Source organism: Sulfurovum sp., from assembly GCF_041551015.1.
Lineage (GTDB): Bacteria > Campylobacterota > Campylobacteria > Campylobacterales > Sulfurovaceae > Sulfurovum.
In genome coordinates this window covers 1-11,175 of the sequence record NZ_JBFENQ010000052.1, presented here as the reverse complement: position 1 = coordinate 11,175, position 11,175 = coordinate 1, and the positions used below count along the sequence as shown (strand labels likewise).

Annotated in this window: 12 protein-coding genes and 1 tRNA gene; 1 reads left to right on the top strand and 12 read right to left on the bottom strand. The window is 36.4% G+C overall.

The features are described 5' to 3' along the window. Positions 1–139: 139 nt before the first annotated feature. The 10 genes from ABZC96_RS04950 to ABZC96_RS04905 form a co-directional block, all read right to left on the bottom strand. On the bottom strand, positions 140–457 hold the full coding sequence (locus ABZC96_RS04950; protein WP_373029503.1) for a hypothetical protein: 318 nt from the start codon (positions 455–457) through the stop codon (positions 140–142). Positions 458–589: 132 nt separating this feature from the next. Then, positions 590–2,287, bottom strand: coding sequence for an arginine--tRNA ligase (gene argS / locus ABZC96_RS04945; protein ID WP_373029502.1), 1,698 nt, complete (start codon positions 2,285–2,287; stop codon positions 590–592). 103 nt (positions 2,288–2,390) lie between these two features. Beyond that, positions 2,391–2,612 carry a twin-arginine translocase TatA/TatE family subunit gene (locus tag ABZC96_RS04940; RefSeq protein ID WP_373029501.1) on the bottom strand — a complete coding sequence of 74 codons (222 nt, stop codon included), beginning with the start codon at positions 2,610–2,612 and terminating at the stop codon, positions 2,391–2,393. A gap of 66 nt (positions 2,613–2,678) precedes the next feature. Then, the gene (gene gmk, locus ABZC96_RS04935) at positions 2,679–3,296 is read right to left on the bottom strand and encodes a guanylate kinase (RefSeq protein ID WP_373029500.1); all 618 of its coding nucleotides are present in this window, start codon (positions 3,294–3,296) and stop codon (positions 2,679–2,681) included. Beyond that, positions 3,296–4,141, bottom strand: a complete 846-nt coding sequence (locus tag ABZC96_RS04930) for a hypothetical protein (RefSeq protein WP_373029498.1) — start codon at positions 4,139–4,141, stop codon at positions 3,296–3,298. Before ABZC96_RS04930 ends, gmk begins: the two co-directional genes overlap by 1 nt. Positions 4,142–4,355: 214 nt before the next feature. Continuing rightward, positions 4,356–4,432 (bottom strand) — tRNA-Arg (locus ABZC96_RS04925). A 75-nt stretch (positions 4,433–4,507) separates the two neighbouring features. Next, the gene (locus ABZC96_RS04920; RefSeq protein ID WP_373029497.1) at positions 4,508–5,209 is read right to left on the bottom strand and encodes a uracil-DNA glycosylase; all 702 of its coding nucleotides are present in this window, start codon (positions 5,207–5,209) and stop codon (positions 4,508–4,510) included. After that, positions 5,209–5,532 (bottom strand): sigma-70 family RNA polymerase sigma factor, encoded by a 324-nt coding sequence (locus tag ABZC96_RS04915; RefSeq protein ID WP_373029495.1) that lies wholly within the window; start codon positions 5,530–5,532, stop codon positions 5,209–5,211. The genes ABZC96_RS04920 and ABZC96_RS04915 overlap by 1 nt, the downstream gene beginning before the upstream one ends. Before the next feature lies 1 nt (position 5,533). Then, entirely contained in the window at positions 5,534–6,403 is an 870-nt protein-coding gene (mqnP, locus tag ABZC96_RS04910) for a menaquinone biosynthesis prenyltransferase MqnP (protein ID WP_373029494.1), read from the bottom strand. 22 nt (positions 6,404–6,425) lie between these two features. Then, positions 6,426–6,983, bottom strand: a complete 558-nt coding sequence (locus ABZC96_RS04905; protein WP_373029493.1) for a phosphatidylcholine/phosphatidylserine synthase — start codon at positions 6,981–6,983, stop codon at positions 6,426–6,428. Between the two features lie 122 nt (positions 6,984–7,105). Here ABZC96_RS04905 and miaA point away from each other — a divergent pair, with 122 nt between their 5' ends. Further along, entirely contained in the window at positions 7,106–8,014 is a 909-nt protein-coding gene (gene miaA / locus ABZC96_RS04900; RefSeq protein WP_373029492.1) for a tRNA (adenosine(37)-N6)-dimethylallyltransferase MiaA, read from the top strand. A gap of 59 nt (positions 8,015–8,073) precedes the next feature. Here the strand turns inward: miaA and nuoN are convergent, their stop codons facing one another. Next, the gene (gene nuoN, locus ABZC96_RS04895; RefSeq protein ID WP_373029491.1) at positions 8,074–9,564 is read right to left on the bottom strand and encodes an NADH-quinone oxidoreductase subunit NuoN; all 1,491 of its coding nucleotides are present in this window, start codon (positions 9,562–9,564) and stop codon (positions 8,074–8,076) included. Continuing rightward, a complete protein-coding gene (locus tag ABZC96_RS04890; RefSeq protein ID WP_373029490.1) occupies positions 9,564–11,090 on the bottom strand; it encodes an NADH-quinone oxidoreductase subunit M in 1,527 nt (508 codons plus the stop codon). Before ABZC96_RS04890 ends, nuoN begins: the two co-directional genes overlap by 1 nt. Positions 11,091–11,175 lie beyond the last annotated feature (85 nt).

Here is an 11,175-nt window from a genome sequence, read left to right as displayed (position 1 = left end):
GGGAGATATCCTCATCCATATTATGATACCTGAATATAGACAACGTTATTCACTTGAAACATTTTTAAGTGAACTTGTCGAAAATCAAAAGAAAAAAGATATCGATCCTGCATAAAGGTCAATGCACAGGGAGTATTCCCTAGTGCCCTGATCCTGTCAACAATTCCAATAACAAAAATAATCCTATAGTAACTACCGGTGAAAAAACAATCCACCAATAATATTTATCTCTTACAAGATACACTATCAATCCACCCCATGAGACTACGATCAACATAATGTGTGCCAAGTATATCGGCATGACCTGTCGCGTTAAATTTCCCACCACTGCCAATGAGATGATAACACTAAATGTGATAAGGGCTACAAAGAGTGTTTTGAGATCTTTTTTTCGACTATATTGAAAGAAAATAATACCCAGTGTGGCAAATACAGCTACAATAATGAGTGCTTTCATATAAATTTCTCCTTCAAAAGAAGCAAAGCTCCTTTTAAATTCCTTTCACTTCTAGTCCAACAGACTGATACAGGAAATCACTAAATGATTTCTCGTAAAATCTTTACCTTTGGTAAGGGAAATATTTATTACTTATAACTTATCTACAGTCTGAATCCCAAGTATATCTAAACCTTGTTTGATTGTCTTAGCTGTCAGATCTGCAAGTAGCAAACGACTCATCTTTGTTGCTTCATCTACACCCTCTTTAAGCATAGGGTTCTGTTCGTAAAAACGCATAAAGAGAGACACCAGGTCATAGAGATAGGTTGTTATCTGGTTAGGTGCTGCATCTACTGCCGCACGGTTTAGGATATCTTCAAAACGAAGAAGTATCGTAGAGAGTCTATGCTCCAAAGCATCACCAATAATGATATCACCTTCTATAGGCCCATCATACTTTCTAAAGATACTTTGAATCCTTGCATAGGCATACTGCATATAGAGTGAAGTGTTACCCTCAAAACTCAACATCTTGTCCCAGTTAAAGATATAGTTTGATTCACGGTTGATCGCAAGATCGGCATACTTTACTGCCCCAATTCCTATGATCTTTGCCAGTGCTTCTACCTGTTCTTCAGAATAAGACTCTTTGTCATTGATCGTCTCTTTGGCTTTCACAACAGCCTCATCAAGTAATTCAATAAGTTTAACCGTTCCGCCTTCACGTGTTTTAAAGGGTTTGCCATCTTTACCCATCATCGTACCAAAGGCAATATGCTCAAGCTTCACGTCTTCAGGAACGAAATCAGCCTCTTTTGCTACCCTAAACACTTGTTTAAAGTGTTCAGCCTGTCTTGCATCTACCACATAAGAGATACGTTGTGCTCCTAAGGTCTGTGCTCTATAGCGTAAAGCTGCAAGGTCTGTAGTAGCATACAAATAACCTCCATCGCCTTTTTGCACGATCACAGGCACTTCATCACCTTCTAAGAACACACATTGTGCACCATCACTCTGTGTCAATAGCCCTTTTGCATCCAAGTCACTTATGACTGCAGCCAGATCATCATTGTAAAAACTCTCTGCACGTACATCTTCACGTGTCAGATTGACCCCCAGTTTTTCATAGACCTCTTCACAGTGTCCCAAAGAGATATCTATGAACTTTTGCCATAGTTCCAAACAGTGGCTGTCACCACTTTGGATCTTCACTACATATTCTCTAGCTTTATTCGCAAATGCTTCATCCTCATCAAAACGCCCTTTGGCATCTTTATAGAACTGCTCCAAGTCTTTCAAACTTACAGAACCGTCTTCATGTATCTCTTCCAGATACGCAATAAGCATTCCAAACTGTGTACCCCAATCTCCAATATGGTTTTGGCGTATGACCTCATCCCCAAGATAGGTTAAAAGATTTGCCAACGTATCACCGATAATAGTAGAACGCAAGTGTCCCACATGCATCTGTTTAGCCATGTTCGGACCAGAATAATCTACCACAACTTTGATAGGTGTTTCACGTTTTTCTACGCCAAGCCTAGCATCTTTACGCGCTAATTCACATTGAGAAGCGAGCCAAAAAGGATTGAGCCATAAGTTAATGAAACCTGGTCCTGCTATCTCCGCTTTTGCAAGTACTCCTGTTAAGTCAAGATTTTCTATAAGCTGTGTTGCGATCTCTCTTGGGTTTTTACCCAACTTTTTTGACAAAGCCATGGCACCATTAAACTGGAAGTCTCCAAATTCAGGTTTAGTTGCTTCAGATACGCTCATAGGTTCGTGTTCTATACCTGCTTTGGAAAAAGCTTCTTTGATCACGTTATTGATTTGTAATTTTAATTTCATAGGTTTTCCGTCATAGTTAATATGGAATTGTAGTAGAAAATAGCTTCATAGCTATTTGGAGGAATATTCTCAATACTGAGTAACAAGGTACTCAGTATTAAAATTAAGCGTTTTCGCTTTTTTTCTCTTCGATTTTTGCTTCAGGAGCCTCTGCATCATTCTTTGCAATCTCTTTAGGCTCTTCTTCGTCATCTTTAATTGCTTTTTTGAAGTCTTTAATACCTTTTCCCATACCTTTAGCAAGATCAGGAATCTTCTTTGCTCCAAAAAGAAGCACAACAATCGCCAATACGATTAGTAGTTCTGGCATACTTGGCATACCCATGTCAATCCTTTATATTTCGCTACATTGAGCATTAATTTGAATAATTATACTGCAATATGTTTAATGTTAGTTATTTGATAACCATTGTCTCACAAATTTTTCTTCATCTTCGGTACTTTGTTTCAATCTAGCAGCCTTAGCCACAATCACAAAACGTTCTGCTGCTTCCTCTACTGTGTCATTGATAATAGTAAAGTCATACTCGCCTACAGCTTTTATCTCACCTTTTGCATTTTCAATGCGTTTGAGTATGACAGATTCATCATCTGTACATCGTGCTCGAAGTCTTGTCTCCAATTCTTTAAGTGTAGGTGGTGTGATAAATGCAGAAGTCGTAATATCATTCATCTTTGCACGCACAAGTCTATGGCCTTGTACATCGATATCAAATATAACCAGCTTACCCTCTTCCAAAGCTTCTCTTACAGGCTTGAGTGATGTGCCATAGTAGTTACCATGTACCTCTGCATACTCAAGAAAATTTCCTGCTTTGATATCTTCTTCAAAACTCTCTTTACTTACAAAAAAATAATCTCTACCGTCTTCTTCTCCCACTCTAGGAGTACGTGTGGTTGTCGATATAGAAAAATAATATTCGCCTATCTCATCTGATGCTGCGTTGATAATCGTACTTTTACCTGCACCGCTTGGGCCTGAGAGCACTAAAATAGCACCTTTTTGCATTAGTCATCATCCTCTAATTTTATTTTGATTTCTATCTTTTTGCCTTTTAAAAGTTTTTTGATCTTTTTAGGCTTCAATTTCTCCAATGCAACCATAACAGCATCTTCGATACGAGAGAGTTCATCATCATTAAAGAGTGTCTTTTTTTTATCAATCTGCTCATCTGTATCTAGAGCGACGCTGCTCAACTCTTCAACAATCTCATCTTCTTCTACTATTTCCAAACCGTCAGCGATAAGCTGCTCTTTAATAACCTTCACTTTACGTGCTTCATACTCATCATCACTTAAAAGTTCATCATTATCATACAGATCTATTTCATCATCCATATCTAACAATGCTTTGATTTTTTCTATCTCATTACTGTTAAGTATCTCCGTACCCACATTCTCTTCGGGCTCCGAAATATCATCAATTTCTTCATCTTCTATAGGCAAAGGAAAAATATCAGGCAATACTTCTTTCTCTATGATTTCTTCTTCTTTTGAGATAGGAAAAATAGAAATATTCTCTTCTACATTGTCTTCAAAGTCCTCACTCATATTAACACTTTCAATCACTTTCATAATTTGTGAAGGCAAAAATGGCTTTTTAATGGTCTCATCAAAACCTTTTACTTTCTCTTCATTATAAGAGATAAAAACTTTTTTTCTTATTCTCTTATCTTCAAGTAAATAATCAATATAATCTACATAAGAAGCATCATCTACAAACAATATGTCATACCTGACATCTTCAATACCATCTACATGCTTTACTTCATCCAACCCAATATGCTCCCCACGAGTACAAAGCGCAAGCAGTCTAGAGACAACAGGATTGTCATTAATAAGTAAAATGTTCATAGATGGAAACTCCCTAAAGTTATTGGTATCATTGTAATATAAATTTGGTTAGGGCTTGGTTGCAGAGATGCATAAGTAAACAAGTAAAAATTTCTAAAAGAAAGAAAATTATACTCTTCTTTTTAGTTGTGTTCAGGTTTTGCATGATTTATTGAGGCGTACATCAGGTACGTCGAAAGAAAACGTGTGAAAAATGGATACAAATAAAAAGAAGTGGTACACCCATCAGGATTCGAACCTGAGACCTTCGGTACCGCAAACCGATGCTCTATCCAGCTGAGCTATGAGTGCACATTTAAAATGTAGTAGCGATATTTAGAGCGCAATTATAGCTAAAAAATCTTTAAACTACTTTCAAAAACTCTTCTATATTTCAAGTAGGTGCATAGGACCAAATAATTCAAGTGCTTTTGGGTTGGAAATAAATGTATGATTGTAGGGATGTTCCAGTTCTATCGTTTCAAATTTATCCAGTAAAAATTGTTTCTTTAAGTCTTTTGCATGTGTACCAAACAAGATCAGTTTTGGTGCACTCTCTTCCAATGCATTTAACAATGTTTGTACAAAAGGCTTCCATGCCTTTATATGTTTTGCAGAACTTTTTTTATCTGTAAAGATCAGTGCTGTATTTAAAAGCAGCACACCATTTTTTTCAAAATTCACTCTCAATTCTTCTATGGAGTCGATCAATTGTGTTTTATCTAATATACTTATAGCTTCTTGTGAAGTATCCTCTGATGACAATCTCTCACTTGCAACAAGTGCCATTTTCATGAAGTTACGCAGGCTTGTAGCACGGTTTACCTCTTTACTTAAACCAGAGGTTGAAAAAAGGTTCTGTACGCTGGTATCTATAAATGCATACCCACCTGCACTTTCTTTTCTCGGATAGGGATCCTGTCCAAATAAAATATATTTGACTTTCTCTTTAGGAAGTGTCTTAAAGGCATTGAAATAGTTTTCTTTAGAAGGGAAGTAGCTCTCATTTTCTTCTAAAAATCTTTGATACTCTGCCTCAAGAGAGTCATAGGCTTCAGATAAAATTGTCTCCCAAGAGCTTTTAGACATTAATCTCTCTTTTTAAGTTTATCAAACTTTATGATCAGTTCTATCTTACTCACAGGGATACCCAGTTTTTCAGAGACAGAAGCTTTGCTTTCACCCGCATTAATAAGGTCCATCACATCATCAAGAGAAGAGAAATTTTCTATCACATCTTTCACGGCAACGCGTGATGCTTCATAGTTTGCAATGGTGACATTTTTTACGTCAAGTATCTCGTTTAACTTTTTATTTTCTTTTGCTAATTTACTATTTTTACTTACAAGCATAAATAGTATGATTACCAACAGTGCGAGTAACGATAAAACTGTTATATCCATCATTTGCATTTTATATAACCTCCATGATAATTAAAATTAAGAAAACAAACCCCAAGTAACCATTCACTGTAAAAAAGGCTTTGTCTATTTTTGTAAAATCTTTGTTGACAATGTAATGTTCGTAACTCAACATGATAGCAGAAAAAAGTACTGCAAGCTGAGCCCAATAACCTAACCCCGCTGTAAATACAAAATAAGCCCAGAAGATGATTGCTAAAAAATGAAATACCTTTGCAATCCACATCGTCTTTTTTGCCCCGAACTTCGAAGGGATAGAGTGTAAATTATGGACTTTATCAAATGCCATATCTTGTAGAGAGTAGAGTAAGTCAAACCCTGCTACCCAAAACATCACTCCTATTGCCAAGTAGACAGACCAAAGTGTTATCTCACCATTTACTGCTACCACACCTGCTATAGGTGCCAATCCCAAGCTCACTCCCAGTATGAGGTGTGCCATTGAAGAGAAGCGTTTAAATAGTGTATATGCCCCAAGTACAAGTAAAATAGGTAGTGAGAGCTGAAATGCTAAAGTATTCACAAAGTATGCAACCACAATAAACATTAAAGCATTGATCATGATAAAGCCTATCATCTGTACATTAGATACCCTACCATCTACAGAGGGACGACCTTTTGTGCGTGGGTTAAGGATGTCAACATCTCTGTCAAGATAACGGTTTACACCCATGGCAAAGTTACGTGCTGTCACTGCTGCCAGTGTTCCTAAAAGCAGTAACTTCCAACCAAACCATCCCGATCCACTCTCATTATAAGAAGCGACAAGCATAGCAATGAAGATAAATGGCAGGGAAAACACTGAGTGTTTAAACATGACCAGTTCTGAAAAATGTGCTAACTTCTCTTTAAAATGATTCAATACTAATTTCTACTTTTAATTTTTAAGGATGTGGAATTTTTATCTTACTATTTAAAGACCAAGCGATTGCAATTACTAGAAGTGTAATAATCGTAACACTAGGAATAATACTATATGTAAAAAGAAGATACAATATCCAAAGTAAGATTGCACCTAGCGGAGTAGGTACACCTTCAAAATATTTTGCTACTTCTCCTGCATCTACTTTTAGGTTGAATTCTACAAGCCTTCTTAACCCTAAAATGATATAAGCGATGAATATTAATCCTACAATCAGCTCTTCTAATCCACTGCTCATTGAGCCTTTAAGTGCATAAAACAGTAAAAATGGTGGCATTACTACAAATGAGATAAAATCGGCAAAACTGTCTACTTGAACTCCAAACTCTGTTGAGAGTTTATATTTTCGTGCCAATTTTCCATCTATTATGTCACATGCACCTGCGATCCATGCTAAAATAATAGCTATAAAGAAATTTTCTTGAACTATAAAATATATTGCTGTAACACCAAGTGCAACATTTAAATATGTAACCAAATTTGCAATATTAAAACGGTTATTTTTATCAAAGAGATTCATTTATACTCCAAAAATATAATATTATATTTTACCCTCTTAACACTTAGCACTTAACCCTTAACACTCACTGTGGTATGATTACGCTATGAGAAGTATTAAAATACACTACAGTAAGGCACTAAATGCCAAGTCTTAAAACCTTTAAACAGCTTGCTCTCATCGGACCTACTGCATCTGGGAAAACCTCTCTTTCCATAAAGATAGCGCAGCAGATGAATGCATATATTTTGTCACTTGATTCACTCTCTATCTATAAAGATATCGACATCGTTTCAGCAAAGCCTACACTGGAAGAACGAGCCGGTATTATACATTTTGGTATGGACTATCTCTACCCTGATAAAAGCTTTGATGTGACAACCTTTATCAAGCTATATCATGACGTACATGCACAATGTTTAAAAGATGGAAAAAATCTTGTGATTGTAGGAGGAACAAGTTTTTACTTGAAGATGCTTATAGAAGGTATTAGTGAACTACCTACTATAAGTATGGTGACAAAAGAAAAAACAAATAGCTATTTACAAGACTTACAAAGTGTCTATAAATGGCTTTACAGAGAAGATAAGACCTATATGTCAAATATAGAACCCAATGACCCCTACCGCATAGAAAAAGCTTTACATATCTATTTGGAAACAAGTCTAACACCTACACAATACTTTCAACAATTTCCACCTAAGCCTACAGTGACAGAACCTCTTCCTATTTATCAAATAGAGATTGATAGGGAGACACTCCGTGAACGTATAGCCATACGTACCAACCTGATGATCAATGATGGGTTGATCGATGAAATATGTATGCTTGAGAAAAAGTATACACGGGCACCTAACTGTATGAAGTCCATAGGTATCAAAGAGACATTGGCCTATCTGGATGGTATCTATGACAAAAAAATGCTTAGTGAAAAAATTACCATCAATACTGCAAGGTTGGCTAAACGACAAACAACATTTAATAATTCTCAGTTTAATAATGTAATAAAAGGAAGTGTTGAAGAGTTGGAGAAGATTTTAATGAAAAGATAACAAGGTACATAAAAGTACCTTGTTATCAGCTATAGAGCAACGCTTTATAGCTGCAAATACTAATACCCGCTCGCACTTATCATATAGTAAAGATAAGATACAAGTGGCTGTACATAGAAGATAGCTGCAACTGTTGCAACTGTTGCAAACCCAATGATAACCATCAATGGTTTAGAAATGTTATAGTAAACAACATCCACATCTTTTACCGGATCTTTAAGGAACATATACACTACAAGTTTCAAATAGTAGTATGCTGCGATAGCAGAGTTAAGCCCCATTATAATCGCTAACCAGATATACCCAGCATTGACTGCTGCTTGCATCACGTAAATTTTACCCCAGAATACTGAGAATGGAGGTACACCTGCAAGAGAGAACATAAAGAGTCCCATTACTACTGCACCCATTGGCATGATCTGAATAAGTCCTGAAAACTTCTCGTAAGGGTGATCATAAAGTACATTAAATCTTCTCGTTTTATGACGAGAGATCCATAACATAGCAAAAGCACCAAGGTTGGTAAACATAAAGAGTGCATAGTATAAGAATATTGCTGTGTTACCTTCAGTTGTATCTAGAGCCAATGCTGCCATGATGAAACCAGCATGAGAGATAGATGAGTATGCAAGCATACGTTTTACATCATTTTGAACCAGTGCCATAATGTTTGCAAGTGTCATTGTAAGTACTGCAATGATAAGAATTGTCCATCTTACCCACTCAATACCAAGATCAATGTACATACCAAAAATTCTAATACTCACTACAAATGCTGCAACTTTAGGTACGACTGACATATACCCAGCTAAAGGAGCAGAAGCACCCTCATATACATCAGGTGCCCATGTATGGAAAGGGAAAAGTGAAATTTTAAATGCAAAAGCAACTAACAATAATACAGATGAACCAAAGATTGCGATCATCAATCCTGTTTCATGCATACGAGAAGAGAGTACTTCAGCCACTTTATAAAGTTCTACAGAACCAGTGAGTGCATAAACTACTGCTGAACCCATTGCAAAGAATGCTGCTGCAAGTGCACCCATTGTAAAGTACTTCACGGCAGCTTCATATGAATTTGCTCTGTTGTGAAGCGCAATAAGCGTATAGAGTGAAAGTGATGCTGTCTCAAGTCCTACAAAGATAAGGATCAAGTTATCTGATGCAACCATAAACTGGAATCCTGCAATCATAAATAAGAAAAGTGCAAAGAATTCTGGATATGAATATTCGTGGAATCTTTTTGATGTTAATGCCAAAGGTATAAAGATCATTGAACCACCAATGATCATCAATTGAGATATGATGGAAATACCATCGATCAACATTACATCAAAGAAACCGCGTTCATTTACATTAAGACCTAGCACAGCACCAAAATCAATAAAGAGTACCAAAATAGTTAACATTACATAAAGTGATTTATGTAATGTATCCTTCATTAGGTCAATCATCAAAATAATTAAACCACCAGCAATTGCAATAAGCATTGGGGCAAGGGTAATAAGGTTTAGACTCTCTAAACTCACATTAATAGGCTCTAACATTACTTCACCTCCTTACTTGATTTTGCAACTCTTATCATATCTTTTGCCTCTTGCGTAATCGCTTTTTCATCCATAAAACTTAGCAATGCTTTTACAGAGTTATCTATCGGTTCAAGTACTGGCTTAGGGTATACACCTAACCAGATCACAATCGCAACCAATGGAATAAGCGACCATGTTTCTCTACCATTTAGATCTTTAAGTTTTTTGTTCTCTTCATTATTTAGTGGACCAAAGAAAGTACGTTTCATTACTCTTAGCATATATACTGCACCTAAGATAATAGATGTACCTGCCAGGATTGTCATCATTGGTGATACTTGGTAGAAGCCAAGAAGCACAAGGAATTCACCCACAAAACCGATTGTAAGTGGTAATCCGACCGAGGCCATCAACATAATTCCAAAAATAACAGCAAACTTAGGCATCACTGATGCGATACCACCAAACTCTGACATAAGTTTTGTATGTCTTCTCTCATAGATCATACCCACAAGCATAAACAGTGCACCCGAAACAATACCGTGAGACAACATTTGGAATACTGAACCTGACAGACCTTCTGCGTTCATTGCAAAAAGACCAAGCATAATAATACCCATGTGTGATACTGAAGAGTATGCTATCACTTGTTTAACATCTTTTTGAGCATATGCGATCATCGCTGTATAGATAATCATAATAAGCGATAACACTGCAATTGGTGTAATCGACAGAACTGATGCATCCGGGAACATTGGAAGTGAAAATCTTACAAATCCGTATGTACCCATTTTAAGAAGCACCGCTGCAAGAATTACCGAACCGATTGTTGGTGCTTGTCCGTGTGCATATGGAATCCATGTATGGAATGGAAACATTGGTACTTTAATGGCAAAACCAATAAAGAACGCTGCAAACAACCATAACTGATAACTCACAGGTAATACCAATGCATACCAGTCTGTAATAGCAAAGCTCCATACACCAGTAAGATTATGGTAAATGTATGCAACAAATAACATACCAACAAGCATAATAACTGATCCTGTAAATGTATAAAGGAAGAACTTAATAGATGCATAAATTCTTAAAGGACCACCCCATGCACCAACGATATAAAGCATCGGAACAAGAGAAAGTTCCCAGAATAAATAAAAGATAATAGCATCAAGTGCAACAAATACACCTACCATTGTCATCTCTAGGAAAAGAAGTGTCACAATCATATTTTTAATATTTTTTGTTTCACCCATACTTGCCATACCGATAAGTGTCATTAATGTTGTCATAAGAATAATGAACAATGAAATACCATCCGCACCAAGATAATATGAGATACCCATATCAGGGATCAAAGGAATCATTTCTACAAACTGCATTCCTGCATTTGATGTGTCAAAACTGAACCATAACCATAAAGAAAGAAAGAATTCAATTGCAGCTACTGTAATACCATAGGTTTTCGCACTCTCTTTATCTACTACAAATCCAAGCAATCCTGCAACTGCCGGGAAGAAGACCAATATACTTAAAATATTTTCCATTTTTACCCCTTAACCTATCATCGCTGAAATCGCAGCAATTACCAATAACAGTACCGCACCAACAGCCATCCAGTTTAGATAGTTT

Bases quoted from the DNA above. Each gene is read 5' to 3' on its own strand.
- ABZC96_RS04950 (WP_373029503.1), bottom strand. From the start codon at position 457: ATGAAAGCACTCATTATTGTAGCTGTATTTGCCACACTGGGTATTATT.
- argS (WP_373029502.1), bottom strand. From the start codon at position 2,287: ATGAAATTAAAATTACAAATCAATAACGTGATCAAAGAAGCTTTTTCC.
- ABZC96_RS04940 (WP_373029501.1), bottom strand. From the start codon at position 2,612: ATGGGTATGCCAAGTATGCCAGAACTACTAATCGTATTGGCGATTGTT.
- gmk (WP_373029500.1), bottom strand. From the start codon at position 3,296: ATGCAAAAAGGTGCTATTTTAGTGCTCTCAGGCCCAAGCGGTGCAGGT.
- ABZC96_RS04930 (WP_373029498.1), bottom strand. From the start codon at position 4,141: ATGAACATTTTACTTATTAATGACAATCCTGTTGTCTCTAGACTGCTT.
- ABZC96_RS04920 (WP_373029497.1), bottom strand. From the start codon at position 5,209: ATGTCTAAAAGCTCTTGGGAGACAATTTTATCTGAAGCCTATGACTCT.
- ABZC96_RS04915 (WP_373029495.1), bottom strand. From the start codon at position 5,532: ATGCAAATGATGGATATAACAGTTTTATCGTTACTCGCACTGTTGGTA.
- ABZC96_RS04905 (WP_373029493.1), bottom strand. From the start codon at position 6,983: ATGAATCTCTTTGATAAAAATAACCGTTTTAATATTGCAAATTTGGTT.
- miaA (WP_373029492.1), top strand. From the start codon at position 7,106: ATGCCAAGTCTTAAAACCTTTAAACAGCTTGCTCTCATCGGACCTACT.
- nuoN (WP_373029491.1), bottom strand. From the start codon at position 9,564: ATGTTAGAGCCTATTAATGTGAGTTTAGAGAGTCTAAACCTTATTACC.
- ABZC96_RS04890 (WP_373029490.1), bottom strand. From the start codon at position 11,090: ATGGAAAATATTTTAAGTATATTGGTCTTCTTCCCGGCAGTTGCAGGA.